The 26,105-nt window shown below is 70.7% G+C and carries 28 protein-coding genes, 3 tRNA genes and 1 pseudogene; 22 read left to right on the top strand and 10 right to left on the bottom strand.

The genetic code is table 11. The features are described from left to right. From ACFVWW_RS25520 to ACFVWW_RS25505, 4 genes and pseudogenes are all read right to left on the bottom strand, one after another. Nucleotides 1-212, bottom strand: a pseudogene (locus ACFVWW_RS25520) (2-oxoglutarate ferredoxin oxidoreductase subunit alpha); the annotation flags it as partial. A 263-nt stretch (nt 213-475) separates the two neighbouring features. Further along, nucleotides 476-1,135, bottom strand: a complete 660-nt coding sequence (locus ACFVWW_RS25515; RefSeq protein ID WP_384190724.1) for a LuxR C-terminal-related transcriptional regulator — start codon at nt 1,133-1,135, stop codon at nt 476-478. Between the two features lie 142 nt (nt 1,136-1,277). Continuing rightward, complete coding sequence (locus ACFVWW_RS25510; RefSeq protein WP_386879112.1) at nt 1,278-2,591, bottom strand: sensor histidine kinase; 1,314 nt, start codon at nt 2,589-2,591, stop codon at nt 1,278-1,280. Between the two features lie 161 nt (nt 2,592-2,752). Next, nucleotides 2,753-3,931 carry a sensor histidine kinase gene (locus ACFVWW_RS25505; RefSeq protein ID WP_386879113.1) on the bottom strand — a complete coding sequence of 393 codons (1,179 nt, stop codon included), beginning with the start codon at nt 3,929-3,931 and terminating at the stop codon, nt 2,753-2,755. 178 nt (nt 3,932-4,109) lie between these two features. Here ACFVWW_RS25505 and ACFVWW_RS25500 point away from each other — a divergent pair, with 178 nt between their 5' ends. The 13 genes from ACFVWW_RS25500 to ACFVWW_RS25440 all read left to right on the top strand — a co-directional run bounded on the left by ACFVWW_RS25500 (nt 4,110) and on the right by ACFVWW_RS25440 (nt 15,563). Beyond that, nucleotides 4,110-4,502, top strand: a complete 393-nt coding sequence (locus ACFVWW_RS25500) for an NADH-quinone oxidoreductase subunit A (RefSeq protein ID WP_384190717.1) — start codon at nt 4,110-4,112, stop codon at nt 4,500-4,502. Then, the gene (locus ACFVWW_RS25495; protein WP_384190714.1) at nt 4,493-5,083 is read left to right on the top strand and encodes an NADH-quinone oxidoreductase subunit B; all 591 of its coding nucleotides are present in this window, start codon (nt 4,493-4,495) and stop codon (nt 5,081-5,083) included. Before ACFVWW_RS25500 ends, ACFVWW_RS25495 begins: the two co-directional genes overlap by 10 nt. Next, nucleotides 5,080-6,003, top strand: a complete 924-nt coding sequence (locus tag ACFVWW_RS25490; RefSeq protein WP_384190711.1) for an NADH-quinone oxidoreductase subunit C — start codon at nt 5,080-5,082, stop codon at nt 6,001-6,003. Before ACFVWW_RS25495 ends, ACFVWW_RS25490 begins: the two co-directional genes overlap by 4 nt. Then, nucleotides 6,000-6,968, top strand: a complete 969-nt coding sequence (locus ACFVWW_RS25485; protein ID WP_386879114.1) for an NADH-quinone oxidoreductase subunit H — start codon at nt 6,000-6,002, stop codon at nt 6,966-6,968. The genes ACFVWW_RS25490 and ACFVWW_RS25485 overlap by 4 nt, the downstream gene beginning before the upstream one ends. Continuing rightward, nucleotides 6,968-7,552, top strand: a complete 585-nt coding sequence (locus ACFVWW_RS25480; RefSeq protein WP_384190707.1) for a NuoI/complex I 23 kDa subunit family protein — start codon at nt 6,968-6,970, stop codon at nt 7,550-7,552. Before ACFVWW_RS25485 ends, ACFVWW_RS25480 begins: the two co-directional genes overlap by 1 nt. Beyond that, a complete protein-coding gene (locus ACFVWW_RS25475) occupies nt 7,549-8,136 on the top strand; it encodes an NADH-quinone oxidoreductase subunit J (protein WP_384190704.1) in 588 nt (195 codons plus the stop codon). Before ACFVWW_RS25480 ends, ACFVWW_RS25475 begins: the two co-directional genes overlap by 4 nt. Further along, nucleotides 8,136-8,516 carry an NADH-quinone oxidoreductase subunit NuoK gene (gene nuoK, locus ACFVWW_RS25470; protein WP_384190701.1) on the top strand — a complete coding sequence of 127 codons (381 nt, stop codon included), beginning with the start codon at nt 8,136-8,138 and terminating at the stop codon, nt 8,514-8,516. The genes ACFVWW_RS25475 and nuoK overlap by 1 nt, the downstream gene beginning before the upstream one ends. Beyond that, on the top strand, nt 8,513-10,519 hold the full coding sequence (locus ACFVWW_RS25465) for an NADH-quinone oxidoreductase subunit L (protein ID WP_386879115.1): 2,007 nt from the start codon (nt 8,513-8,515) through the stop codon (nt 10,517-10,519). Before nuoK ends, ACFVWW_RS25465 begins: the two co-directional genes overlap by 4 nt. 27 nt (nt 10,520-10,546) lie before the next feature. Next, nucleotides 10,547-12,112 (top strand): NuoM family protein, encoded by a 1,566-nt coding sequence (locus tag ACFVWW_RS25460; protein ID WP_384190730.1) that lies wholly within the window; start codon nt 10,547-10,549, stop codon nt 12,110-12,112. Next, nucleotides 12,109-13,662, top strand: coding sequence for an NADH-quinone oxidoreductase subunit N (locus tag ACFVWW_RS25455; protein WP_386879116.1), 1,554 nt, complete (start codon nt 12,109-12,111; stop codon nt 13,660-13,662). The genes ACFVWW_RS25460 and ACFVWW_RS25455 overlap by 4 nt, the downstream gene beginning before the upstream one ends. A gap of 189 nt (nt 13,663-13,851) precedes the next feature. Beyond that, a complete protein-coding gene (gene htpX / locus ACFVWW_RS25450; RefSeq protein WP_384190693.1) occupies nt 13,852-14,715 on the top strand; it encodes a zinc metalloprotease HtpX in 864 nt (287 codons plus the stop codon). Next, entirely contained in the window at nt 14,712-15,104 is a 393-nt protein-coding gene (locus tag ACFVWW_RS25445) for a YccF domain-containing protein (protein WP_384190691.1), read from the top strand. Before htpX ends, ACFVWW_RS25445 begins: the two co-directional genes overlap by 4 nt. Before the next feature lie 189 nt (nt 15,105-15,293). Further along, nucleotides 15,294-15,563, top strand: coding sequence for a GlsB/YeaQ/YmgE family stress response membrane protein (locus tag ACFVWW_RS25440; RefSeq protein WP_384337351.1), 270 nt, complete (start codon nt 15,294-15,296; stop codon nt 15,561-15,563). A 32-nt stretch (nt 15,564-15,595) separates the two neighbouring features. Here ACFVWW_RS25440 and ACFVWW_RS25435 read toward each other — a convergent pair whose 3' ends face one another. The 3 genes from ACFVWW_RS25435 to ACFVWW_RS25425 form a co-directional block, all read right to left on the bottom strand. After that, entirely contained in the window at nt 15,596-16,273 is a 678-nt protein-coding gene (locus ACFVWW_RS25435; RefSeq protein ID WP_386879117.1) for an alpha-ketoglutarate-dependent dioxygenase AlkB family protein, read from the bottom strand. Beyond that, nucleotides 16,270-16,773 carry a methylated-DNA--[protein]-cysteine S-methyltransferase gene (locus tag ACFVWW_RS25430; RefSeq protein WP_384190682.1) on the bottom strand — a complete coding sequence of 168 codons (504 nt, stop codon included), beginning with the start codon at nt 16,771-16,773 and terminating at the stop codon, nt 16,270-16,272. Before ACFVWW_RS25430 ends, ACFVWW_RS25435 begins: the two co-directional genes overlap by 4 nt. 154 nt (nt 16,774-16,927) lie before the next feature. Next, nucleotides 16,928-17,416 (bottom strand): YajQ family cyclic di-GMP-binding protein, encoded by a 489-nt coding sequence (locus tag ACFVWW_RS25425; protein ID WP_384190679.1) that lies wholly within the window; start codon nt 17,414-17,416, stop codon nt 16,928-16,930. A 219-nt stretch (nt 17,417-17,635) separates the two neighbouring features. On the opposite strand from ACFVWW_RS25425, the gene ACFVWW_RS25420 reads away from it, so the two are divergent. After that, nucleotides 17,636-17,717, top strand: a tRNA-Tyr gene (locus tag ACFVWW_RS25420). Between the two features lie 157 nt (nt 17,718-17,874). On the opposite strand, the gene ACFVWW_RS25415 is transcribed toward ACFVWW_RS25420, so the two are convergent. Next, nucleotides 17,875-18,531: an SDR family oxidoreductase gene (locus ACFVWW_RS25415; protein ID WP_386879118.1), complete on the bottom strand. Its 657-nt coding sequence runs from the start codon at nt 18,529-18,531 to the stop codon at nt 17,875-17,877. Between the two features lie 58 nt (nt 18,532-18,589). Beyond that, nucleotides 18,590-19,846, bottom strand: a complete 1,257-nt coding sequence (locus ACFVWW_RS25410; protein ID WP_384190728.1) for an amidohydrolase family protein — start codon at nt 19,844-19,846, stop codon at nt 18,590-18,592. Nucleotides 19,847-20,107: 261 nt separating this feature from the next. Here ACFVWW_RS25410 and ACFVWW_RS25405 point away from each other — a divergent pair. The 8 genes from ACFVWW_RS25405 to ACFVWW_RS25370 all read left to right on the top strand — a co-directional run bounded on the left by ACFVWW_RS25405 (nt 20,108) and on the right by ACFVWW_RS25370 (nt 24,963). After that, a tRNA-Thr gene (locus ACFVWW_RS25405) sits at nt 20,108-20,180 on the top strand. A gap of 47 nt (nt 20,181-20,227) precedes the next feature. Beyond that, nucleotides 20,228-20,300 (top strand) — tRNA-Met (locus tag ACFVWW_RS25400). Nucleotides 20,301-20,392: 92 nt separating this feature from the next. Then, nucleotides 20,393-20,557: a 50S ribosomal protein L33 gene (rpmG, locus tag ACFVWW_RS25395; protein ID WP_006604855.1), complete on the top strand. Its 165-nt coding sequence runs from the start codon at nt 20,393-20,395 to the stop codon at nt 20,555-20,557. An 85-nt stretch (nt 20,558-20,642) separates the two neighbouring features. Then, nucleotides 20,643-21,095 (top strand): MaoC family dehydratase N-terminal domain-containing protein, encoded by a 453-nt coding sequence (locus ACFVWW_RS25390; protein ID WP_384190674.1) that lies wholly within the window; start codon nt 20,643-20,645, stop codon nt 21,093-21,095. 5 nt (nt 21,096-21,100) lie between these two features. After that, nucleotides 21,101-21,529 carry a MaoC family dehydratase gene (locus ACFVWW_RS25385; protein WP_384190671.1) on the top strand — a complete coding sequence of 143 codons (429 nt, stop codon included), beginning with the start codon at nt 21,101-21,103 and terminating at the stop codon, nt 21,527-21,529. Between the two features lie 146 nt (nt 21,530-21,675). Then, complete coding sequence (locus tag ACFVWW_RS25380; protein ID WP_384190668.1) at nt 21,676-22,236, top strand: TetR/AcrR family transcriptional regulator; 561 nt, start codon at nt 21,676-21,678, stop codon at nt 22,234-22,236. Between the two features lie 145 nt (nt 22,237-22,381). Further along, nucleotides 22,382-23,824 carry a DHA2 family efflux MFS transporter permease subunit gene (locus ACFVWW_RS25375; RefSeq protein WP_384190665.1) on the top strand — a complete coding sequence of 481 codons (1,443 nt, stop codon included), beginning with the start codon at nt 22,382-22,384 and terminating at the stop codon, nt 23,822-23,824. A gap of 83 nt (nt 23,825-23,907) precedes the next feature. Then, nucleotides 23,908-24,963 carry a UDP-N-acetylmuramate dehydrogenase gene (locus tag ACFVWW_RS25370; protein ID WP_386879119.1) on the top strand — a complete coding sequence of 352 codons (1,056 nt, stop codon included), beginning with the start codon at nt 23,908-23,910 and terminating at the stop codon, nt 24,961-24,963. 39 nt (nt 24,964-25,002) lie between these two features. Here ACFVWW_RS25370 and ACFVWW_RS25365 read toward each other — a convergent pair whose 3' ends face one another. Continuing rightward, entirely contained in the window at nt 25,003-26,046 is a 1,044-nt protein-coding gene (locus tag ACFVWW_RS25365) for an adenosine deaminase (RefSeq protein ID WP_384337341.1), read from the bottom strand. Between the last annotated feature and the right edge of the window lie 59 nt (nt 26,047-26,105).

The following is a 26,105-nucleotide window of genomic DNA, read 5'->3' as shown; positions in this document are numbered from 1 at the left end:
CCGAACGACGCCGTCTCCGAGGTGAACCGGTCACCCGTCAGCTGCATCCCGTCACCCGAGTCACCCGCGAAACGGATGATCACCCGGTCCAGACGGCGTACTTCCTTCTCGCCCGCGCCCTCGGGTCCGGGCAGCGGGGCACGCTGTTCCCCGGCGGCGCCGTCTCCGGCGTCGTCGGCCTGCTCGGCTGGGCTACTGACCTGGCTGGTCACTGAACTGGACCTCCCTCGAGGCGGCTCTGCGGGACTGACCGACCGCCCGGCAGTCCCGGAGGCCACCCTACGTCGGTAAGGGTCGCCTTCCCTGGACCGATCGTATGGTGGACGTCATGGTGAGACGTCTCGACGTGCCGATTTGTCATACTTTGCCCGCCCCCAGGTCCTTCAGTAAAAGCCGCTCTACTCTCATCCTTTAGTACTAGGGCTTTTCCGCTCCGGCGCACATCTGACGGGGTGGCGGACGCGGCGGCCGTTCGTCAGCTCTTCAGATAGGTCAGAACGGCCAGGACGCGGCGGTGATCCCCGTCACTCGGGGAGAGGCCGAGCTTCTGGAAGATATTGCTCACGTGCTTCTCCACCGCGCCGTCGCTCACGACCAGCTGCTTGGCGACCGCCGAATTCGTCCGCCCCTCGGCCATCAGACCGAGGACCTCCCGCTCGCGGGGGGTCAGCCCGGCCAGCACGTCCTGCTTCCGGCTCCGGCCCAGCAGCTGGGCCACCACCTCGGGGTCCAGCGCGGTCCCGCCCCTGGCCACCCGCACCACGGCGTCCACGAACTCCCTGACGTCGGCCACCCGGTCCTTGAGCAGATAGCCCACGCCCCGGCTGCTGCCGGCCAGCAACTCGGTGGCGTACTGCTCCTCGACGTACTGCGACAGCACGAGCACCCCGATGCCGGGATGGTCGCGGCGCAGCCGCACGGCCGCCCGTACCCCCTCGTCGGTGTGGGTCGGCGGCATCCGTACGTCCGCGACCACCACATCCGGCAGCTCGCCCTGGCCGGCCAGCTCGCCCACGGTCTTGATCAGCGCTTCCCCGTCACCGACACCGGCGACCACGTCGTGCCCGCGGTCGGTCAGCAGCCGGGTCAGGCCCTCCCGGAGCAGCACTGAGTCCTCGGCGATGACCACTCGCACCCTGTCCTCCACGACCCTGCAGCCCCTACTGTCGACATTTGTCCGCCCCCGCACCTCCAGCATCCCAGTATTCGGATGACTCCGTGCCCACACGGCGAAACGGGACAGCCCCCGGGCAGCCCGGGGGCGTCTCCTCGTACGGTCAGCCCCGCCAGGGCAGCTCCGCCGTCACCGTCGTCGGGCCGCCCGCCGGGGAGTCGACCACCAGGATCCCGTCCACCGCGTCCAGCCGCTCGGCCAGGCCGGCCAGCCCGCTGCCCGCCGCGGTGTCGGCCCCGCCCCTGCCGTCGTCCGTGACCTGCAGCATCAGCCGGTCGTAGGTGTGCCACACATCGACCGACGCTCGCCTCGCCCGCGCGTGCTTGCTGACGTTCTGCAGCAGCTCCGAGACCGTGAAGTAGGCGATCCCCTCGATCGCGGCGGCCGGCCGGGAGGGCAGATCGACCTCCACCGTCACCGGGACCGTGCAGCGGGAGGCGATGGCGGACAGCGCCGCGTCCAGGCCGCGGTCGGTCAGGACGGCCGGATGGATGCCGCGCGCCAGGTCGCGCAGCTCCTGCAGGGCCGTCTTCACTTCCCCGTGCGCCTCGTCGACCATCCGCGCCGCGGCCTCCGGGTCCTCCGTCAGCTTCTCCTTGGCCAGCCCGAGGTCCATGGCCAGGGCCACCAGTCGGGCCTGCGCCCCGTCGTGCAGATCGCGCTCGATCCGGCGCAGATCGGCCGCGGCCGTGTCCACGACCACGCCCCGGTCCGACTCCAGCTCCGAGACGCGCGTGGCCAGCCGGGACGGCCCGAGCAGCCCGGTGACCATCAGCCGGTCCACGCTCGTCAGGCCGCGTATCACCCAGGGGGAGGCGAGCACCAGCACCAGCCCGACCGCACTGGTGACACCGATCTCGAACGGGGTGTCGAGATAGAAGCCGTCGCCATGGGCCTCGCTGTAGAGCGCGATGCCCGACTGGTCGAGATGGCTGGGGAACACCCACTGCCACAGCGGATAGAGGAACAGCGCCCAGCCCGTGACCCAGAACGTCACGGAGACGACGAACGCGAACACGGCCCACGGGAAGTGCGCCACCGCGTACAGCAGATGCCGCCAGGACACCCCGCTCTTCAGGACCGCGCCGACCCAGGACATCAGTCCGCGCTCCTTGGCGCGGGCCGGTGCCGGGTCCGCCACAGCCAGCCCCAGCAGCCCCCGGGCCCGCGCCCGCTCCATCATGCCGAAGCCGCGGCAGCCGGCCAGGCCCGCCGCCAGCACGGGGACACCGAGGAAGGTGATGAGCAGCCCCGCCCCGAGCGAGATCGTCGTGATCGCGTACGTGAAGAGCACCGCGCTGATCGGCAGGCTGAGCAGCAGATAGCCGAACTCGCGCCAGGTGCGGCCCTCGACCGGCGCGCGCAGGGCCGGAGGAAGGAGGCGGGTCCGCGACTGCGATCCGTGATCCGTGGCCATCGGTGGTGTCCGTTCTGCGAGCGGGCCGGCTGGGAGCGGGCTGTGTACGTCCATGTACTCCATGCTGCTGGCGCCGGGCAGCGCACACCATGAGGGAGGTCTCCGTCTCCGCCCGGGGGTTTTCCCCACCCCTGAGATGCGGCTCGCCCGGGGCCCGGGCGTCAGGCCGTGCCGCGCTGCCGCCAGGGCAGCTCCGCCCTGACGACCGTCGGCCCCCCGGCCGGTGAATCGAGGACGAACAGACCGTCGACCGCGCCCAGCCGTTCGGCCAGTCCTGACATGCCCGTACCGCCGTCCAGCCGCGCGCCGCCGCGCCCGTCGTCCCGGACCTGGATCAGCAGCCGGTCGTCCGTCCGCCGCACATCGACCGCGGCGGTACGCGCCGCGCTGTGCTTGCTGACGTTCTGGAGCAGCTCCGAGACGGTGAAGTACGCGATGCCCTCGATCGCCTCCGCGGGCCGCTCGTCCAGGCCGACGGTCACCGTCACCGGGACCGTGCAGCGGGAGGCGATGGCGGACAGCGCCGCGTCCAGGCCGCGGTCGGTCAGGACGGCCGGATGGATGCCCCGGGCCAGATCGCGCAGCTCCTGCAGGGCCAGCTTCACCTCGCCGTGCGCCTCGTCGACCATGGTCGCGGCCGCTTCCGGATCCTCCGTCAGCTTCTCCTTGGCGAGCCCGAGCCCCATGGCCAGGGCCACCAGTCGGGCCTGCGCCCCGTCGTGCAGATCGCGCTCGATCCGGCGCAGATCGGCCGCGGCCGTGTCCACGACCACGCCCCGGTCCGACTCCAGCTCGGCGATCCGCCGCTCCAGCTCGTCGGACGGCGAGAGCAGCCCCCGCACCATCGCCCGGTCGGCGTTGGTCAGACCGCGCGCCACGTAGGGAAGGACCGGCCAGAGGACGAAGAGGCCCACGAGCGTGATGGTGAACGTCACCACCCCCCACGGCAGCCGGATGAACGCGTACAGCATGGTCCGCCAGGCCACCGGGTCCTTCAGCCCCGCCCACACCCAGCCGAAGACGCCTTCGGGACGGTGTCCCCGTCCGTGCAGCGGGCTCGGCTCGTCGATCCGTACGCCCAGGAGCGCGCGCGCCCGCGCACGCTCCGTCCGGCCGAGCAGCCGTGCGCCGGTGAGACCGGCGACGAGCCACGGCAGACCGATCACCGTCACCGACAGGCCCGCGCCCGTGGAGACCATGAACACCACATAGACGAACCCGATCAGCGCGGCCGGCAGGTTCGCGAGGAGATGGCCGATCTCCTTCCACGTGTGCCGGTCGTACGCGAAGCGCACGGCGGGCGGCCGGTCATGGTCGGGGAGGCTGCTGCTCACGGTCATAAGGCCCAAGCGTGCACGGCCCGGGTGCCGCACGCCATGGGGTTGCTGGGTGGCAGGAAGTAGGGATAACCCCACTATGCGAGACGCGGCTGCTTACCGTCTCTTTAACAGGGCCTAGACTCCCGTCCGTACAGATCGTCGAAGAAGCTGTTACGAGGTCAGGGAGCGAGGGGCGGACGTGTCGCAACCGACCGTTCTCGCGTCGGAATACTTCCAGAGCTATTCGGTGGTCGGACTGCTCGCGGTCGTCGGTGTGCTGTTCGTCGCCGTGGCCTTCGGAGCGGGCCGGCTGCTGCGGCCGGTGGTGCCGACGCCGGAGAAGCTGCTCACGTACGAATGCGGTGTGGACCCCGTGGGCGAGGGCTGGGCGCACACCCAGGTCCGCTACTACGTGTACGCGTTCCTCTATGTGATCTTCGCGGTCGACTCGATCTTCCTGTTCCCCTGGGCGACCGTCTTCGCCGCCCCCGGTTACGGCGCCGCGACGCTGGTCGAGATGTTCCTCTTCCTCGGCTTCCTGGCCGTCGGACTGCTCTACGCATGGAAGAAGGGCGTCCTGGAATGGACGTGACCATCGAACCGCTGCCGGAGCCCCGGCGGCTCGGCGTGCTCTCCCGCCTGGCCCCCCAGCCGATGAAGGTGGTCCTCAACTGGGGCCGCCGCTACAGCCTCTGGGTCTTCAACTTCGGTCTCGCCTGCTGCGCCATCGAGTTCATCGCCGCGTCCATGGCCCGGCACGACTTCATCCGGCTCGGCGTGATCCCCTTCGCCCCCGGACCGCGCCAGGCGGACCTGATGGTCGTGTCCGGCACGGTCACGGACAAGATGGCGCCCGCGGTGAAGCGGCTGTACGAGCAGATGCCCGAGCCCAAGTACGTGATCTCCTTCGGCGCCTGCTCCAACTGCGGCGGCCCCTACTGGGACTCCTACTCCGTGACGAAGGGCGTCGACCAGATCATCCCGGTCGACGTCTACGTACCGGGCTGCCCGCCGCGTCCCGAAGCGCTCCTCCAGGGCATCCTGAAGCTCCAGGAGAAGATCTCCCGCGAATCGCTCAGCGAGCGCTACGCCTCGGGCGGCCGGCCCTCGCCCGCCGCACTGCGCAGCGGGCTGGTCGCCGCCCCGCCGACGCCGGGGGAGAGCACTCCGTGAGCGCCTACGACCGGCTCCCCGACGCCGTCACCGAGATCTTCGGCGAGGACGCCACGGCCGGGCGCGCGTACGACCTCCTGACGGTCGACGTCCCCGCCGCGTCCTGGATCGCCGCCCTCGAAACCGCCCGCGACCAGCTGGGCTGCGGCTACTTCGACTGGCTCAGCGCCGTCGACGAACCGGGCACGGGCTTCCGCGTCTGCGCCCATGTGGTCGCCCTGGAAGACCGTAAGGTCCGCCGGCTTCTGGTCCGTACGACCGTCCCGCACGAGGCGGCCGTCCTGCCGACGGCCATCGCGGTCTACGCGGGCGCGGGCTGGCACGAGCGGGAGACGCACGAGATGTTCGGCATCTCCTTCACGGACCACCCGAACCTCGTCCCCCTCCTTCTCCCCGAGACCTTCGAGGGCCATCCGCTGCGCAAGGACTTCGTCCTGGCGGCCCGGGTCGCCAAGGCATGGCCGGGCGCGAAGGAGCCGGGGGAGTCCGAACACGGCGGCCCCAAACGCCGCCAGATGCTGCCGCCCGGCGTCCCCGACCCGAACGAATGGGGCCCTCTGAGGGGCCAGCTCCCGCCGGCCCCGGCCCGCCCCGCCCGTGGGGCCCGCGCCGCCGGCGCCACGGGTGACCGCCCGGTCCGCCGCGCCCGCAGCGTCGCCGGAGGTTCGGCGAGCCAGCAGGCGCCGGCCGGAAGCGACGGGAACGAGACGAAGCCGGACGAGGCGAAGCCGGACGACACGGCGCCGCCGCCGGTGCAGCCGCCATCGGCGCGCGAAGAGCGCACCGCCGGCGAGGCCCCGGCCCCCGACGCGCCGTGGCACCACCCCCGCCCCGCGTTCGAAGGCGACGAGGACCAGCCCGCCCCGGCCGACGAGTCCGGGAACGGCTCCGCGAGCGAACGCCCCGAAGGAGACGCGTGAACGACGCACTCGACGTCGCCCTCCGGCTTGTTGTCGTCTTCGCCGTGTTCATGGTCGTCCCGCTGATCGTCGGACAGGCCGAACACAAGGTGATGGCCCATATGCAGGGCCGCCTCGGCCCCATGCACGCGGGCGGCTTCCACGGCTGGGCCCAGCTCGTCGCCGACGGGGTGAAGTTCGCGCAGAAGGAGGACGTGGTCCCGGCCAACGCCGACCGCCGCATCTTCCAGCTCGCCCCGGCCGTCGCCCTCCTCCCCTACCTCCTCGTACTGATCGCGATCCCGGTCGGCCCGGGCGAGGGCGCGGTCGGTCAGGTCGTCGACGCGGGCATCTTCTTCGTGCTCGCCGTGCTGGGCGTCGGTGTGCTCGGCTCGCTCATGGCGGGCTGGGCCTCGGCCAACAAGTTCTCCCTCCTCGGCGGTCTGCGGACCGCCGCTCAGCTGCTCGCGTACGAGCTGCCGATGCTGCTTGCCGCCGCCTCCGTCGCAATGGCGGCCGGCACCGTCTCGCTGCCCGGCATCCTCGACGCCTTCGAGTGGTGGTGGCTGCCGTGGCAGATCGTCGGCGCCCTGGTCTTCTTCGTCGCGGGACTCGCCGAACTCCAGCGCCCGCCGTTCGACATGCCGGTCGCCGACTCCGAGATCATCTTCGGCGCCTACACCGAGTACACCGGTCTGCGCTTCGCGCTGTTCCTGCTCGCCGAGTACGCGGGCATCGTCGTCCTCTGCCTGCTGACCACCGTCCTGTTCCTCGGCGGCTGGCACGGCCCGCTGGGCGCCGACGGTCTCGGCTGGGTCTGGACGCTCCTCAAGGCGGCCGTGCTCGCCTTCATCGTCATCTGGCTGCGGGTGAGCTATCCGCGGCTGCGGGAGGACCAGCTCCAGAAACTCGCCTGGACCGTGCTCATCCCGCTCGCTCTCGCGCAGATCGCGCTCACCGGCATCGTGAAGGTGGCGATCAACTGATGGCCCACTCGTTCCCCGGCTCCGGCCTGGCCAAGGGCCTGGCCGTCACCCTGCGGACGATGACGAAGAAGACCGTCACCGCGCAGTACCCGGAAACGCAGCCCGAACTCCCGCCCCGCAGCCGCGGGGTGATCGCGCTGTTCGAGGAGAACTGCACGGTCTGCATGCTCTGCGCCCGTGAGTGCCCCGACTGGTGCATCTATATCGACTCCCACAAGGAGACGGTCCCGGCCGCGGCCCCCGGAGGCCGCGAGCGCAGCCGTAACGTCCTCGACCGGTTCGCGATCGACTTCGCGCTCTGCATGTACTGCGGTATCTGCATCGAGGTCTGTCCTTTCGACGCGCTGTTCTGGTCACCGGAGTTCGAGTACGCGGAGACGGACATCCTCGAACTCACCCATGAGCGGGACAAGCTCCGCGACTGGATGTGGACGGTGCCCGCGCCGCCCGCGCTCGACCCGGGTGCAGAGGAGCCGAAGGAGATCGGCGCGGCCCGCAAGACGGCCGAGAAGCTCGCGGCGGCGCGACAGCAGGAGCAGGACCAGGGACGGGACCAGGACCAGGGACGGGAGGCCGGCGAGTGACCTCCGCGGCAACCGGACACGGCTTCCTGTCACCGAGCGGCGTCGAGATCGCCTTCCTTCTCGTCGGCCTCGTCACCTTCGGCGCGGCCCTCGTCACCGTCACGACCAAGCAGCTGGTGCACGCCGCACTCTGGCTGGTCGTCACGCTCGGCGGCCTGGCCGTCGAATACCTCCTGCTGACGGCGGAATTCATCGCCTGGGTGCAGGTTCTGATCTATCTCGGTTCCGTGGTGGTCCTCCTTCTCTTCGGACTGATGCTCACCAAGGCGCCCATCGGCCGCTCCCCGGACGCCGACTCCGGCAACCGCCCGGCCGCGCTGGCCGTGGCCGTCGCCGCGGCCGCCGCCCTGGTCTGGGTGGTCGTCGACGCGTTCCGTGCGACCTGGATCAACTTGGAAGGGCCGGCCCAGGGCTCCACCGAGGTGTCGGGACAAATGCTCTTCCGGTACTGGGTGCTGCCCTTCGAAGCGCTTTCCGTGCTTCTACTGGCCGCGCTCGTCGGCGCGATCGTCCTGTCCCGCAAGAACAGCCAGTCCCGCAAGAACAGCGGTGCCCCCGGCGGCAGCGGTAAGGAGCAGCGCTGATGCATCTCGCCTATCCCGCCGTGCTGGCGGCCCTGCTGTTCAGCACCGGGCTGTACGGAGTACTCGCGCGCCGCAACGCGATCCTCGTCCTGATGTCCGTCGAGCTGATGCTCAACGCCGTGAACCTCAATCTGGTCGCCTTCGACGTCTGGCTCCGCGACACCCTGCACACCGGCCAGGCCCTCACCCTCTTCGTCATCGCCATCGCCGCCGCGGAGATCGGCATCGGCCTGGCGATCGTCCTGATGGTCTACCGCAACCGCGGCACCTCGGACATCGACAAGCTCCGCGACACCGCCGAGGGCCCGGACGGCGCCGGCACCGAGGGCGCCGAGCCGGAAACCGCCTCCCCGGCACAGAAGGCTGAGGCCACCGCGTGACCACCACGACCCTCGCCGTCCTCGTCCCCCTCCTTCCGTTCCTGGGCGCCGTCGCCGGGCTGCTGCTCGGCCGCACCTCGCCCGGGTTCGTCCGTCCCCTGGCCGTGCTGCCGACCCTGCTGGCCGCCGCGCTCGCCGTCGCCGTGGCCGTACGACAGGGCGGTGGCGCGGGCGCCGGCAAGGCGCCGCTGGAGGCCGCGACCGAGCTCACCCCCACCGGCTCGGTCCCCATCGACCTCGCCCTGTACATCGACGGCTTCGCGGCGCTGGTCGCCGTGCTCGTCGCCGTCGTCGCGTCGTGCGTGCAGATCTACTCCACGGGCTATCTGCGCGACGACGCGCGCTACCCCTCCTACGCGGCGCTGGTCTCCCTCTTCACCTCCGCGATGCTGCTCGTCGTCTACTCCGGCGATTTGATGGTGCTGCTGATCGGCTGGGAGATCATGGGCATCTGCTCGTACTTCCTCGTCGGCCACTACTGGGAGACCCCCGAGGCGCGCGCCGCCTCCCTCAAGGCGTTCCTGGTCACCAAGCTCGGCGATGTCCCCTTCCTGATCGGGCTGTTCGCGCTCGCCACCGACGCCGGTACGTTCCGCATCACCAGCGTCCTGGAGACCGTCGGGAACGGCGGCCTCGACCACCCCACCCTGATCGCGCTGCTGCTGATCGCGGGTGTGGCGGGCAAGTCGGCCCAATTCCCGCTGCACACCTGGCTGCCCGACGCGATGGCGGGCCCCACGCCCGTCTCCGCGCTGATCCACGCCGCGACGATGGTCGCCGCCGGTATCTACTTCGTGGCCCGGCTCCTCCCCGTCTTCGCCGCCTCGACCGCCGCCCTGGTGGTCCTGGCCGTGATGGCCGCGATCACGATGGTCGGCTCCGGCCTTGCCGCCCTCGCCCAGGACGACATCAAGCGCGTCCTCGCCTACTCGACCATCGGTCAGCTCGGCTACATGCTGGGCGCCCTGGCGGTGGGCGACCGCGGCGCGGCCGTCTTCCATCTCCTGTCGCACGGTGCGTTCAAGGCCCTCCTCTTCCTCGGCGCCGGCGTGATCATCCATGCCGCCGGCACCAACTCACTGGCCACCATGTCCCGCATGAGCGGCCTGTCCAAGCGCATCCCCGACGCCTACTGGACGATGACGATCGCGCTGCTCGCCCTCGCCGCGATGCCCCCCTTCGCCGGCTTCTTCTCCAAGGAGTCCGTCCTTGTCGCCGCCGAGCACGCGGCGCTCGGCGACACCGGTACCGCCCCCGGGGCCGCGGGCTGGACCGTGCTGCTCGCCGGTCTGCTCACCGCCCTCCTCACCGCCGCGTACGCCACCCGCCTCTGGCTGCTGGCCTTCCGCGGCCATGGCATCGAGGCCCCCGACCACGGCAAACAGCCCCTCGCCATGAACGCCGTCCTGTGGGTGCTGGCCCTGCCCTCCCTCGCCCTCGGCCTGACGGTCGGCTATCTCGCCGAATGGTTCGACGGACACAGCCTCGCCCCGAACCTCACCACCTCCGTCCTGGGCACCGGAGTCGCGCTGGTCGGCGGTCTGATCACCTACGGCAGCTGGCGGCACACCACGGCGCTCGCCGCCCGTACCCCGATCGGCGCCGTCGCCGCCCACCCCGACGCCGAGCCCGCCATCTCCGAGGCGGAAGCCATCGAGACCCATGTCCCCGCGTACGGCAATATCGCGGCAGCCCCCGACCCGGCCGACCCCGGCCGTCTGCTCCTGGGACCGCTCCACCGCCACGCGGCATCCGGCTTCCATCTCGACGCCGTCTACCACAGCCTCTTCGTACGCCCCGTCCTGGCGGCCGCCCAGCTGGTCCGCTTCCTCGACCGCGAGGTCATCGACACCTACGTACGCGCCGCGGGCACCGGCAGCCGCTGGCTCGGCGCCGCCGTACGCCGCGCGCAGACCGGCAATGTGCAGACCTACCTCAGCGCCCTGCTCGCCGGCTCCGTCGTCCTGGCCGTCGCCGCCGTACTCGTCGCCGCCGGAGCGTGAGCCGTGATCGATATCAGTGAATCCGTGATGCAGTTCCTTCTCGCGTTGATCGTCGTCGGGCCGCTGGCCGGCGCCGTGGCGGCGCTCCTGCCGGCCCCGCCCGGGCTGCGGGGCACGAGCCCCGACCAGGCCGTGCTCCGCCACGGGGTGACGGTGACCGGCGCGATCCTCCTCGCCGCGATCGTCCTGGCCCTCGGCTTCGACCATGACCATCCGTCAACGATGCAGGCCACGACGGACATCAGCTGGATCGCGGCACTGGACGTCCGGATCCATCTCGGCATCGACGGCATCTCGCTCCCCCTTCTGGTCCTGACCGCGCTGCTGACCTTCCTCTGCGCGCTCTACAGCTACTTCAAGATGCCCAAGGGCCCCTCGCCCAAGGCATTCGTCGCCCTGCTGCTCCTCCTTGAGTCCGGCACCCTCGCGACCTTCGCCGTCCTCGATCTCGTGCTCTTCTTCCTGGCCTTCGAGATGGTGCTGATCCCGATGTACTTCCTGATCGCCCGCTGGGGCGGCTCGGAAGGAGTGCCGGGCGGCAGGCAGGCCGCCGCCTCGAAGTTCATCCTCTACACACTGCTCGGTTCTGTGGTCATGCTGCTCGGCCTGCTGCTCGTCGGGCTCACCGCGGGCACATTCGACATGGTGGCACTCGCCACTGACAACGGCCGTGGCCTCAGCACAGCCGTGCAGGTCACCGCCGTTCTCGCGATCGGCCTCGGGCTCGCGGTGAAGACCCCGATGTGGCCGCTGCACAGCTGGCTGCCGGACGCCCACACCGCCGCCCCCACCGTCGGTTCCGTACTCCTCGCCGGTGTCCTGCTCAAGATGGGTACGTACGGATTCGTCCGCATCGTCCTGCCCATCGCCCCCGACGGAATGCGGACCTTCGCGCCCTATCTCGCGGCCCTCGCCGTCGTCGGCATCGTCTACGGATCCCTCGCCTGTCTCGCCCTCGCCAAACAGGGCGCGGGCGGCGACCTCAAACGGCTGATTGCCTACTCCTCCGTCGGCCACATGGGCTTCGTACTGCTCGGCATCGCCACCATGACGCCCACCGGCGTCAACGGCGCGCTCTTCGCCAACATCGCCCACGGCCTCATCACCGGCCTGCTGTTCTTCCTGGTCGGAGCCCTCAAGGACCGCTACGGCACCGCCGATCTCGACACCCTCGCCGGGGCCACGGGCGCCGCGCTCTACGGCCGCGCCCCCCGCCTCGGCGGACTGCTCGCCTTCGCGGCCGTCGCCTCCCTGGGGCTGCCCGGTCTCGCCGGGTTCTGGGGCGAGATGCTGGCGATGTTCGGCGCCTTCCGCCCGGCGGACGGTCTGAGCCGGCCCGCCTTCCTCACGTTCATGGTGATCGCCGGCTTCGGCACGCTGCTCACCGCCGCGTACCTCCTGATCGTCGTGCGCCGCGTCTGCATGGGCGTGAAGCCGCAGGAGGCGCCGCACCTCGCCGATGTCCAGACGTACGAATTCGTCGCCTGGACGCCGCTCGTCGCCCTGACCGTCCTCGCCGGACTGTGGCCCGCGGTCCTCCTCGGCCTCAGCGACCCGGCCGTGCAGAAGCTCCTCGCAGGAGGCAAGTCGTGACCGTGGCCGCCGAGAGTGCCGCAAGCGCCGCCAGCCTCGTCCAGTCCGTCGACTGGCTCGCCATCGCGCCCCCCACCATCACGGCGGCGGTCGGTCTGATCGTCCTGGTGGCCGACCTCTTCGTACCGGAGCACCGCAAGCGGCTCCTCGGCGGTGTCGCGATCACCGGACTCGTCGCGGCGATCGTCATGCTCGTACCGCTGCGCGACGGCGACCGCTCGACGTTCTGCCTCACCACCGACCCCGGCGTCTGCAGCTACACCGCCGACCACTTCGCCGTGATCGTCCAACTGCTCGTGCTCGGCGGGGCGCTGCTCACCGCGCTGCTCGCGCTCGCCGACACCAGGCAACTCCCCGTGGGGGAGTTCTGGTTCCTGCTGCTCTCCTCGGCGGCCGGCGCCGCCCTGCTGCCCGCCTCGCGCGATTTCGCCACGCTCGTCGTGGCCCTCGAAGTCGCCTCCCTGCCCGCCTTCGCCCTGGTCGGGCTGAGGCGCGGCGACCGGCTCTCCTCCGAGGCCGCGCTGAAGTTCTTCCTCTCCTCGGTCACCGCGACCGCCGTCATGCTGCTGGGCGTCAGCTTCGTGTACGCCACGACCGGCACCCTGCACCTCACCCGGATCGCCGCCGCGCTGGACCATGTCCCGGGCCGGCTGGACACCCTCGCCGCGGCGGGCGTCGCCCTCACCCTCGTCGGCTTCGCCTTCAAGGCGGCCGCGGCCCCGTTCCACTTCTGGGTTCCCGACACGTATGTGGGCGCGCCCCTGCCGGTCGCCGCGTACCTCTCCGTCGTCAGCAAGGCGGTCGGCTTCGCGGGCCTCATTCTGGTGACCGTCATCGCGTTCCCCGGCTACGCGCATGTGTGGGGTCCGGTCCTCGCGGTCCTCGCCGCGCTCACCATGACCGTCGGCAACGTCGCGGCGCTGCGGCAGTCGGCCACGCGCGCGCGGAGCGCGGTACGGCTGCTGGCCTGGTCGTCCGTGGCCCAGGCGGGCTATCTCCTGGTACCGATCGCGGCCGCCGCGTACGCGGGAGGCGATCGGATCGGCTCCACCGTCGCGTACGCCCTGATGTACGCCGTCGTGAACCTCGGCGCCTTCGCCGTGGCCGCCCTGGTGGCCCGTACGAAGCCGCTGAACCGCATCTCCGACTACCGCGGCCTCTCCGCGCAGCGGCCGCTCGTCGCCCTCGCCATGGGCTTCTTTCTGCTCTGCCTGGCCGGACTGCCCCCGGGCGTCATCGGCCTCTTCGCCAAGGTCACGATCTTCTCCGTGGCCGTCGACGCGGGCCTCGGCTGGCTGGCCGTCGTCATGGCCGTCAATGTGGTGATCGCGCTGTACTACTACCTCCAGTGGACGGCGGTCCTCTTCCGCGCCCCCGAGGGCCAGGAGGAGGGCGCCGGCGCGGTCGAGGTGACCGGGCACGGCGAGCTGGTCACCCATGAAGCCCCCGCGGCGCTGACCGTGGCCATCGTCATGACCGCCGTCCTCGGCGTCATCCTGTCCGGAGCGCCGCAGCTGGTGCTGCGCTTCGCCGCCATCAGCCTCTTCTGAACCACCGGGCCCGGCCCTCCCCGGCCACCGCGCCCGCGCACCCGCCACCCGGACGGCGTACGCCCCCGTCCGGGCGCACCAGGGAACCCGCGCTGCCCGCCTGGCGTTGACCAGTACGTAAGGGTCCACTGGAGAGTGGAGCAGCATCAGGAAAAGGGTTCCCCTGCGGCACCACTTGGAGGGCGTACCGTGCACCGCCGGCACAACGGGCTGAGGACCGCCGTTCTCCTCGGGGGACTGTCCGCCCTCATCATCGCGATCGGCAGTTTCTTCGGCCGTACGGGTCTGATCGTCGCGCTCCTCGTGGCGATCGGCACAAACGCGTACGCCTACTGGAACAGCGACAAGCTCGCGCTGCGCGCCATGCGTGCCCGTCCCGTCAGCGAATTCGAGGCGCCGGAGCTCTACCGCATCGTCCGCGAGCTCTCGACCGCGTCCCGCCGGCCCATGCCACGGCTGTACATCTCGCCGACCCAGGCCCCCAACGCGTTCGCCACCGGCCGCAACCCGCGCAACGCCGCTGTCTGCTGCACGGAAGGGATCCTGCGGATCCTCGACGAGCGAGAGCTGCGCGGTGTCCTCGGTCATGAACTCAGCCATGTCTACAACCGCGACATCCTGATCGCCTCGGTCGCGGGCACCCTGGCCTCCGTCGTGATGTTCCTGGTGAACTTCGCCTGGCTGATCCCGTTCGGACGCTCCGACGACGACGAAGGACCCGGCATCGTCGGGCTGCTGCTGATCATGATTCTGGGCCCCCTCGCGGCCTCGGTCATCCAGCTCGCGGTGAGCCGTTCACGCGAATACGCGGCGGACGCCTCGGGCGCGCAGATCACGGGCGACCCGCTCGCCCTGGCGAGCGCGCTGCGCAAGCTCGACGCCGGGACGAAGCAGCTCCCGCTGCCGCCCGAGCCGCGCATCGAGACCGCGAGCCACATGATGATTGCGAACCCCTTTCGGCCCGGGCAGGGGTTCTCGCGCCTCTTCTCCACGCATCCGCCGATGGCGGAGCGCATCGCCCGACTCGAAAAGATGGCAGGTCGCCGACCATGAAGACAATCCTGAACGTCATATGGCTCGTCCTGTGCGGCTTCTGGATGTGCCTCGGATACCTCCTCGCGGGCGCGCTCCTGTGCGTCACGATCATCGGAATCCCCTTCGGCGTGGCCGCCTTCCGCATCGGCTTCTACGCCCTGTGGCCCTTCGGGTACATGGCGGTCGACCGCCGCGACGCGGGCGCGCCCTCCTTCGTGGTCAATGTCCTCTGGCTGGTCCTCGCCGGCTGGTGGCTCGCGCTCGGCCATATCTTCACCGGCATCGCGCTGTGCGTGACGATCATCGGAATCCCGCTCGGCCTCGCGAACTTCAAGCTGATCCCGGTCTCGCTGATGCCGCTCGGCAAGGAAATCGTCCCCACCGACCAGCCCTTCGCCACGCGCTGACGTCGCCGTCCGCGACGCCCAAGCCCTGAACCGCCCTCGCCCATGGGGCGCGGAGGGCTCTTAGATGTATGTCCCACCGGATGCGGGGTAGTGGACCGCCTGCCGGGGCCTGTGCCGGTCTCCGCGCAACCGCCGCCCGCCTCTGCGGCGTCTTCCGGGGCAACACAGCACGAAAGGCAGGTTCACGGCATGGGCATCATCAGCTGGATCGTTCTCGGACTGCTCGCCGGAGTCGTCGCCAAGATTCTGCTCCCCGGCCGCGACCCCGGCGGTCTGATCGGCACGACGCTCATCGGTGTCGCGGGAGCCTTCATCGGTGGCTGGATATCGGCCCGTTGGTTCGACCACCCCATCAGCAAGGACTTCTACGACGGGGCCACCTGGGCCGCGGCCATCGGCGGAGCGCTCGTCCTGCTGGTCCTCTACCGGATCATCTTCGGCCATTCACGCTCCCGCTGACGGTCCGCCGGGCCCGTCGGCCGCGGGCGGTCTCAGACCGCCCGGCCGGGCCGGCCGAGGCCGGTCTCGCGCAAAGTGATGTTCAACCGCCCGCTGTTCATGCCCGTCGCCGGGTCGGCCGTTCCCGGATACACCGTGGGCACCCCGTGGTACGCGAAGCGGGCCGGGCCTCCGAAGACGAAGAGGTCACCCGAGGCGAGCGGGACGTCCGTGTACGGCCGCCCCCGGTCCCGTGTATTGCCGAAGCGGAAGACACAGCTGTCCCCGATGCTCAGGGACACCACCGGGGCGTCGGACCGCTCGTCCTTGTCCTGGTGCATTCCCATCTTCGCGCCGCCCTCATAGAAGTTGATCAGGGCGGTGTCCGGTGTGTAGGCCGCGGCGGCCGCCTGATCGCCGTACGCCTCGGCCAGCGCCGCCCGCCCCAGCCGCAGCAGCCAGTCCGGGAACTCCGCGACCCGCGAGCCGTTCACATCCCCGGCGGTACGGGTGTACTTGTACGGCTGCCAGTGCCAGCCGACGCAGACCGTCTGCACCGACATGACGCCCCCGCCCGGCAGCGTCGTGTGCCGGATCGGCACCGGCCCGCGCGCCCAGCCCCGGCACGCCTCCACCAGCTCGCGCCGACGCTCCAGGGACAGCCAGCCGGGCACATGCACGGCCCCGGGCGCGACGACCGCCCGTGGCCTCGGGAACAGTTCTCCGCTCATGACAACAGGGTGCTCTCCAGCCCGAGAAGCCGCCGCTTGTGCTCCAGCCCGCCGGCGTACCCCCGCAGCGCCCCGTCCGCGCCGATCACCCGGTGGCAGGGCCGCACGACAAGCAGCGGATTGCGCCCGATCGCGGTCCCCACGGCCCGTACCCCGGCCCCGGCGGAGCCGACCTGGCCGGCGATCTGTCCGTACGTCACCGTCACGCCGTACGGAATGGCGTCCAGCGCCTGCCAGACCCGCCGCTGGAAGTCCGTGCCGCCGTCGACGTACTCGATGTCGAAGCGCGTCAGCGTGCCCGCGAAGTACGACCTGAGCTGCCCGGCGATCCCGTCGAACGCGGCGGGCGCCCGCACCCATCCGTCCTGGACGACGGCCGCGCCCTTCTGGCCCGGCAGGGAGAGCGAGGCGAGCGCGGTGCCGCCCTTCGCGCCGGCGGACTCCTCGCCGACCAGCAGCAGTTCGCCCAGCGGGCTGTCGATCGTCGTGTACACGGTCATCACTCGTTCCTCTCCGCGCGGCGTGTTCAGCCGGCCATGAGTCCCGAGTCTGGTCCCGCCCGGCCGACGCGGCTGGCGGAATTCCGACATCACATCCGGAAGCAGGACGCGGGGACGGAAACGGTTCGCCCGCTCCGCCCCCGTACCGCCTTCATCACCGGTAGTTCACGAACTGCAGTGCGAAGTCGAAGTCCTGCCCCTTCAACAGCGAGATCACGGTCTGCAGGTCGTCCCGGCTCTTCGAGCTGACCCGCAGCTCGTCGCCCTGCACCTGCGCCTTGATGCCCTTGGGGCCCTCGTCGCGGATGAACTTCGCGACCTTCTTGGCGTTGTCCTGGGAGATGCCCTCCTCGATCGAGGCGAAGATCTTGTACTCCTTGCCGGACAGCTGCGGCTCCCCGGCGTCCAGTGCCTTCAGCGAGATCCCGCGCTTGATCAGCTTGGACTGGAAGACGTCGAGGATCGCGGTGACCCGCTCCTCGGAGTTCGCCTCCATCAGGATCTTCTCGCCGGACCAGCCGATCGAGGCCCCGACGTTCTTGAAGTCGTAGCGCTGCGAGATTTCCTTCGCGGCCTGGTTGAGGGCGTTGTCGACCTCCTGCCGCTCGACCTTCGAGACGATGTCGAAACTGGAGTCGGCCATGTCCTGTGGCTCCTTGTATCGGTACTTATCGGGTGCTGAACAGCTGCTCGATGCACGACCGGACACCGCCGGTCGCTGCCCCGAAGCCTAGTCACCCACACCCGCCCCGAGCGCTGATCAATCCGGTGGCGAAGCACCCCCGGGCATCGGGTATCGTTTACGTCGTTGCCACAGGAGCACCGCCCACCGCGGCCCCTCCGAACGGCAGCGACATCCCATGGCGGTGTGCCCGAGTGGCCAATGGGAGCGGACTGTAAATCCGTCGGCTTAGCCTACCCAGGTTCGAATCCTGGCGCCGCCACGCGATAAAGATGGCCTCTGATCTACGGAAAAGTAGATCAGAGGCCATCTTTGCTTGGGCTCCAACAGTCCGCCGGAATGGCCGAGGTGAGAGGCCGTCACCTTCTCCGGGCGACCTCTCCCGACGGCTTCTCCCCGGCGGCTTCTCCCAGCCGCGCTCAGCCGGCCGCCGCGTGCTTCGTCGCCTCCGCCACCGGCACCGTCCCGCTGATCAGCTCCAGGGTCAGACCCGCCGTCCCCGGGGTCTCCACCAGCTCCGCCAGCACCGCCGCCACATCGTCGCGCGGCACCGCGCCGCGCCCCGTCGACTCCGCCAGCAGGACCCGGCCCGTGCCCGGGTCGTCCGTCAGCCTCCCCGGCCGCAGGATCGTCCAGTCGAGCGCGGACCTGGACCGTACGTACGCGTCCGCCGCGCCCTTGGCCCGCAGATACGCGTCGAAGACGTCGTCGCCCTCGTGATCCGGGTCCGCGCCCATTGAGGAGACGACGACATGGCGCCGTACCCCCGCACGCTCCGCCGCGTCCGCGAAGAGGACCGCGGCGCCGCGGTCCACCGTGTCCTTGCGGGCGACGCCGCTGCCCGCGCCGGCTCCCGCCGCGAACACCGCCGCGTCCGCGCCCTCCAGCACCGCGGCGACCTCCTCGACCGAGGCCGACTCCAGGTCGAGGACGACCGGTTCGGCGCCCGCCGCCCGCAGATCCGCCGCCTGTTCCGGGTTACGGATGATGCCCGCCCCCTCGTGTCCGCGCGCGGCGAGCAGCCGCTCCAGCCGCAGCGCGATCTGACCATGTCCACCGGCAATGACGATTCGCATGGTCACGACCGTACGTGCGGCGAGACTTCCCCGCTCACGCGCCACGGCGCCGGCCCGCTCACCGGCCGGCGTGACCGAGGTCGGACCGCCCCTGCCGCGGCAGTTCCAGTGCGACAGCCGCCGCGGAATCGCAGTACTCCCGCACCGCGCTCGTCCGCGCCACCACCCGCCCCCGGTGGATGACGATCCTGCTGTACGCGAGGGACAGCACGCTCTCGATCCCGTCGCCGCGCACCGCCAGCAGCTCGGCGGGAAAGCCCGCCTCCACCCGTACCTCCGGCAGCCCCATCGCCGCCCGCGCCGCCGTGCTCACCGTGGCGTACGCGTCCGCCGCCCGCATCCCGCCCTGCGACGCCAGCAGATACGCGGACTCCAGCGGATCGCCGCGCCCCACCGGATTCGACACGTCCCGCAGCGCACCGCCGCCCGCCGCGACCCGCACGCCGGCCGCCCGCAGCAGCCGTACGGGGGCGACGCGCCGCTCCGCGCCGCCGCGTTCCACGCCCCCGCAGCCGCCCTGTGGCAGGCAGACGACGGTCACACCGGCCGCCGCCAGTTGGTCCGCGACCCGTGCCGCCACACCGGCCGGCAGCCGGGCCAGCCCCGAGCACGGCCCGAGCGTCACCCCGGGCCGCATGCCGCCCACCATCGCCGCGAGCCGGGCGAGCCGCGCCGGGTCGTCGCCGTCCGTGTGCAGATCGACCGGGCAGTCGTGCTCGGCGGCGACCTCCAGCACCGCTTCCACGTATCCGGCGGGGTCCGGATCGAGGTCGGGGCAGCCGCCCGCCACCCCCGCGCCCATCCGCACCGCGTCGCGCAGCGCCGCCATTCCGTCGGCGCCCGCGACGCCCGTCAGCAGCCGCGGTACGGCGACGGCGGTCAGCTCGGCGAGGCCGCGCAGCGAGCGGCGGGCCTGGAGCACCGCCTCCATCCGGCCGAGTTCCTGCGCGTCGCCGATCCGTACGTGGGAGCGCAGCGCGGTCGCGCCGTGCCCGAGCTGCAGCAGGGCGGCCTCGGTGGCCCGGCGCTGCACCTCCTCGGGCGCGTAGGAGACGGGCCGGTCGGAGGCGGGTGCCGTGAGCGCGGTGTCGCTGTGGGCGTGCGGTTCGGCCGGGGCGGGGAGCAGCAGATAGCCGGCGAGGTCCAGGCGCGCGCCGTGCGCGGTGAGACTGCCCGCCGTGCCCACGGCTTCGATCCGGCCCGCGCCGAGCCGTACGTCCACGATGCGGCCGTCGGTGAGACGGGCGCCGCAGAGGACGAGCGCGGTGGTGTCGGCCGTGGCGCCGTTGGACGGCTGCGGCTGGCTGTCGGGCATCGCGCTCCTGGTGAGGGCTTCCTGGTCGGACTCCGGGGCTCCGGTGTGCAAGATCACGCAGCGTGAGTCGAGCCTAGAGGCGCATCAGCCGAGCTTCGAGGAGGAGCTCAATAGTCGTACCGGCGTGGCCGTCCACGGCGTGCGAGCGGCCGGCGAGTGGCCCGCGAGTGGCCCGCGAGTGGTCTGTGGGACGGGTGGGGTGAGCTGCCAGGAAACGGATTTGGGCGATCGGCGAGAGACCGTGTAATGTCTTCATCGCTCGCCCCAATAGCTCAGTCGGTAGAGCGTCTCCATGGTAAGGAGAAGGTCTACGGTTCGATTCCGTATTGGGGCTCAGATGTTCGGTGATCCTCGCCTCCGGGCGAGGAGATCCAACATCGAAGCGGTGTAGCTCAGTCGGTAGAGCAAGCGGCTCATAATCGCTGTGTCACCGGTTCAAGTCCGGTCACCGCTACACACGGTAGCCGATTGTGGGGTCGGTCCTTCGATCGGCTACTCTTTTATGCGTTCATATGTTCATCCGTTGTCCGTCCAAGGAGCACTCACGTGGCTGCCACCGACGTCCGCCCGAAGATCACGCTGGCCTGCGTGGAGTGCAAGGAGCGGAACTACATCACCAAGAAGAACCGGCGTAACGACCCGGACCGTCTTGAGATGAAGAAGCACTGCCCGCGCTGCAACTCGCACACCGCGCACCGCGAAACGCGCTGAATCAGGCTCGTATGTGAGGCCGTCCCCTCTGGGGGCGGCCTCACGTCGTTTGTAGTGGTCACATCCATCTGGAGGGAGCGGGTCCATGGCGCTCGATCAGTCCTTCGTGGGGCGGAGCTATCCGCCCACCGATCCGTACGAGGTCGGCAGGGAGAAGATCCGCGAGTTCGCCGAGGCGGTGGGCGACACCAATCCGGCGTACACCGACCCGGAGGCCGCCAAGGCGCTCGGGCACGTCGATCTGATCGCCCCGCCGACCTTCGTGTTCGCGATCACCTTCAAGGCCGCGAGCGAGGTCATCGCCGATCCGCAGCTGGGTCTGGACTACAGCCGGGTGGTGCACGGCGACCAGAAGTTCACGTACTCCCGTCCGGTACGCGCGGGGGACCGGCTGACCGTCACCTCGACCATCGAGGCGATCAAGTCGCTGGCCGGGAACGACATCATCGACGTCCGTGGTGAAGTGCGTGACGAGGCCGGCGAGCATGTCGTGACCGCGTTGACCAAGCTGGTGGCCCGCGCCGCCGAGGGGGCGTGAGACCGATGACCGCGAAGATCGGTTACGACGAGGTCGAGGTCGGTACGGAGCTGCCGGCGCAGAGCTTCCCCATCACGCGCGCGACGCTGGTGCGGTACGCGGGCGCCTCGGGTGACTTCAATCCCATCCACTGGAACGAGAAGTTCGCCAAGGAGGTCGGGCTGCCGGACGTCATCGCGCACGGCATGTTCACCATGGCCGAGGCGATCCGTGTGGTGACCGACTGGGTGGGCGACCCGGCGGCCGTCGTGGAGTACGGCGTCCGTTTCACCAGGCCCGTCGTGGTGCCCAACGACGACCAGGGCGCGCTGGTCGAGGTCAGCGCCAAGGTCGCGGCCAAGCTGGACGACGACCGGGTCCGGGTGGATCTCACGGCCATGAGCGCCGGGCAGAAGGTGCTGGGCATGTCCCGCGCCGTCGTCCGCCTTGCCTGAGTAAAGACGTCAGGGCCGCAGAGCTGTGCGTAAGGGGCGTCCGCCATTGCGGGCGCCCCTTACGTTTCCGTACCGGGCCCGCACATTTTCGTACCGGGCCCGCCAGCCGCTTGACATAGTTAGTGAGTGGTCAATAACCTCATCGCATGGTCAGAATGAGTGCGGAAGAGCGACGCGAGAGCGTCATCCGCGCTGCGGTCACCGAGTTCGCCCGCAGCGGCTACAACGGCACGTCCACCGAGGCGATTGCCCGCCGTGTGGGTGTCTCGCAGCCGTATCTCTTCCGGCTCTTCCCCAACAAGGAGGCCATCTTCCTCGCCGCCGCGGAGCGCTGTCTGGCGGACACCGCACAGGTCTTCGAGAAGGCCTCGGAAGGTCTGGAGGGCGAAGAGGCCCTGCATGCCATGGCCGCCGCGTATCAGCGGATCATCGCCGATGATCCGGAAAAGCTGCTGATGCAGATGCAGATGAACGTCGCGGTGGCGTCCGCCGAGGCCGCGGGTGACCACGCCTTCGGTGATTCGGTACGGGCCGGCTGGGTGGTGCTCTGGGAGACGGTCCATCTGGCGCTCGGTGCGGACGTGGAGGAGACCACGTCGTTCCTGGCGTACGGGACGCTGATCAACACCTTTGTCTCGCTGGGCTTTCCGCCCAGCCACCGCGTCTGGGGCGGCTTCTACGACTCGGCGCTGCCGCCCGGCCGGTGAATCGGGCGTCGGGAGTACCGACGCCGTTTTCTGGCCGCGTTTTCCGGCCGCGTTTTCTGTCCAAGAAAGTTAGTCATCAATAACTAACTAGATCGATAACCAACTGATCGGTGGCCCATGCGCGCCGCCGGCAGAGAGGAGAACGATGAACCAGCCAGCAGCCCGCGGCTCCCGCGCCGCCTGGGCCCTCGTCATCACCGGTGCCGCCAGCTTCATGGCAGCGCTGGACAACCTCGTCGTCACCACCGCCCTGCCGTCCATCCGCGAGGACCTGGGCGGCGCGCTGGAGGATCTGGAATGGACGGTGAACGCATACACGCTCACCTTCGCGGTCCTCCTCATGTTCGGCGCGACCCTCGGTGACCGGTTCGGCCGCCGCAGGCTCTTCGTCGCCGGACTCACGGTCTTCACCGGCGCCTCGGCGGCAGCGGCCCTCTCACCCGGCATCGACGCCCTGATCGCCGCACGCGCCGTCCAGGGGGTCGGCGCGGCGATCATGATGCCGCTCGCACTCACCCTGCTCACCGCGGCGGTCCCCGCCGAACGGCGCGGCGCGGCCCTCGGGATCTTCGGCGCCATCACCGGCCTCGCCGTCGCCAGCGGCCCCCTCGTCGGCGGAAGCCTCACCGAGCACCTCTCCTGGCAGTGGATCTTCTGGCTGAACGTCCCCATAGGCATCGCCCTCCTGCCGCTCGCCCGGCTGCGGCTGCGGGAGTCGCACGCACCCGACGCCCGCCTCGACATCCCCGGCACCGTCCTCATCAGCGGCGGCCTCTTCGGCATCGTCTACGCCCTGGTCAACGCCAACGCCGACGGCTGGACGAGCGCCCCGATCCTGCTCGGCCTGTTCGCGGGGAGCGCGCTGCTCATCGCCTTCGTACGCCACGGACTGCGCCGCCCTGACGCGATGCTCCCCATGCGGCTGTTCAAGAACCGCGCCTTCGCCGGGATCAATGCCGCGAGCCTGCTGATGTTCCTCGGCATGTTCGGTTCGATCTTCCTGCTCAGCCAGTTCCTCCAGGGCGTCGTCGGCTACTCGCCCACCGAGGCCGGCCTGCGGATGCTTCCGTGGACCGCGATGCCGCTGCTCGTCTCACCGATCGCCGGTCTCCTCGCCGACCGCATCGGCGGCCGCCCCGTCGTAGTCACGGGACTGGCCCTCCAGGCCGTCGGCCTCGGGCTGTTCGCGCTGGTCGTCGAGCCGGGGGTGTCGTACGCGGCCCAGCTGCCCGGCCTGATCGTCAGCGGCATCGGCATGGGGCTGTACTTCGCCCCCGCCGCCAGCCTGGTCATGTCCAGCGTCCGCCCCGAGGAACAGGGCATCGCCTCCGGGGCCAACAACGCCCTGCGCGAGGTGGGCGGAGCACTCGGCGTCGCGATCCTCAGCGCCGTCTTCTCCGCACAGGGCGGTTACGCGAGCCCCGACGCCTTCGTGGACGGCACCGTCCCCGCCCTCTGGATCGGCGCGGGCGGGGTGGCTCTCGCCGCGCTGACGGGCCTGCTCATCCCCGGCCGCCGCGCCGGTGGGACCTCCGTGGTCACGGGCGCGGCGGAGAAGGCGGACACGCGCGAGAGCGTCGCGGTCTGACCGTCGTCCCGTCCACGCACACGGTCCCGTACGGTCCGTGGCCCCGCCCGAGCGGCGGCGCCGCGGACCGTACTCTTGTCCCCGTGCAGGAACTCCACGACGCCCCCCTCGCCCCCCTGACCACCTTCCGCCTCGGCGGCCCGGCGACCCGCCTCGTCACGGCCACCACCGACGCCGAGGTGATCGCCGCCGTACGCGAGGCGGAGGCCGCCGGCACTCCGCTCCTGATCATCGGCGGCGGCAGCAATCTGGTCATCGGTGACCGCGGCTTCGCCGGCACCGCGCTGCGCATCGCGACCCAGGGCTTCGCGCTCGACGGCACCGCGCTGGAACTGGCCGCGGGCGAGATCTGGACCGACGCCGTCGCCCGCACCGTCGAGGCGGGACTCGCGGGCGTCGAATGCCTCGCCGGTATCCCCGGCTCGGCCGGCGCCACCCCGATCCAGAACGTCGGCGCGTACGGCCAGGAGGTGTCCAGCACCATCACGGAGGTCGTCGCCTACGACCGCTCCGCCCACGAGACCGTGACCCTCTCCAACGCCGACTGCGCCTTCTCGTACCGGCACAGCCGCTTCAAGCAGCACCCCGAGCGCTGGGTCGTGCTGCGCGTCCGCTTCGAGCTGGAGGACGCGGGCGGGCTCTCCGCCCCCCTCAAGTACGCCGAGACGGCACGGGTCCTCGGCGTCGAGCCGGGTGACCGTGTCCCGGCGGAAACCGCCCGGGACACCGTTCTCAAGCTGCGGGCGGGCAAGGGCATGGTGCTGGACCCCGAGGACCACGACACCTGGTCCGCCGGCTCCTTCTTCACCAACCCGATCCTGACCGAACAGCAGTACGCGGATTTCCTCACGCGCGCACGGACCCGCCTCGGCGACGACGTGACACCGCCCGCCTTCCCGGCGGGGGAGGGGCACACGAAGACCTCCGCGGCCTGGCTGATCGACAGGGCGGGCTTCACCAAGGGATACGGCACGGGCCCGGCCCGTATCTCCAGCAAGCACACCCTCGCGCTCACCAACCGGGGCGCGGCGACCACCGAGGATCTGCTCGCACTGGCGCGCGAGGTGGTCGCGGGGGTACGCGATGCCTTCGGGATCACCCTCGTCAACGAGCCCGTGACGGTCGGCGTCAGCCTTTAGGTCCTGTCCGGCGGATGTCCGCAGGACCGCGCGAGGCGTTCAGTCCGCGAGCCAGGCGTCGATCCCCGCCAGCAGCTTGTCCCGCACGGGCGCGTCCGCCGCCGAGCCCCGTACCGACTGGCGGGCCAGTTCGGCCAGTTCGGAGTCGTCGAAGCCCTGCTCGCGGGCCAGTTCGTACTGTGCGGCCAGCCGCGAGCCGAACAGCAGCGGGTCGTCCGCGCCCAGTGCCATCGGAACCCCCGCGTCGAACAGCGTCCGCAGCGGTACGTCCTCCGGCTTCTCGTAGACGCCCAGCGCGACATTCGAGGCCGGGCAGACCTCGCAGGTCACCCCGCGCTCCGCGAGCTTGCGCAGCAGCCGTGGGTCCTCCGCCGCCCGGACGCCGTGCCCGATCCTGGCGGCGCGCAGATCGTCCAGACAGTCCCGTACGGACGCGGGCCCGGTCAGCTCCCCGCCGTGCGGAGCCGCCAGCAGCCCGCCGTCCCTGGCAATCGCGAACGCCCGGTCGAAGTCCCTGGCCATGCCGCGGCGCTCGTCGTTGGAGAGCCCGAAGCCGACGACGCCCCGGTCCGCGTACCGCACGGCGAGCCTCGCCAGCGTCCTGGCCTCCAGCGGATGTTTCATACGGTTCGCCGCGACCACCACGCGCATCCCGAGACCGGTCTCCCTGGAGGCCGCGTCCACGGCGTCCAGGATGATCTCCAGGGCGGGGATCAGCCCGCCGAGCGTGGGGGCGTACGACGTGGGGTCGACCTGGATCTCCAGCCAGCCCGAGCCGTCCCGTACATCCTCCTCGGCGGCCTCGCGCACCAGCCGCTGGATGTCGTCCGGCGAGCGCAGACAGGACCGGGCGATGTCGTACAGCCGCTGGAAGCGGAACCAGCCGCGCTCATCGGTGGCGCGCAGCTTGGGCGGTTCGCCGCTGGTCAGCGCGTCGGGCAGATGAACGCCGTACTTGTCGGCGAGTTCGAGCAGGGTGGTGGGCCGCATCGAGCCGGTGAAATGCAGATGCAGATGAGCCTTGGGCAGCAGGCTGAGGTCGCGGGGGCGGGTGGTGCTCTCCATCTGAAGATCCTGCCGCATGAGGCGCCCGCCCGGCAGCCCCTTCCCCGATCGAGATCTTGCCCGAACGAAGAAACGGG

This window comes from Streptomyces sp. NPDC058198 (assembly GCF_042882605.1).
Classification (GTDB): Bacteria; Actinomycetota; Actinomycetes; order Streptomycetales; family Streptomycetaceae; genus Streptomyces.
The sequence above is the reverse complement of the archived record's forward strand: the minus strand, read 5'-3'. Positions and strand labels throughout refer to the sequence as shown.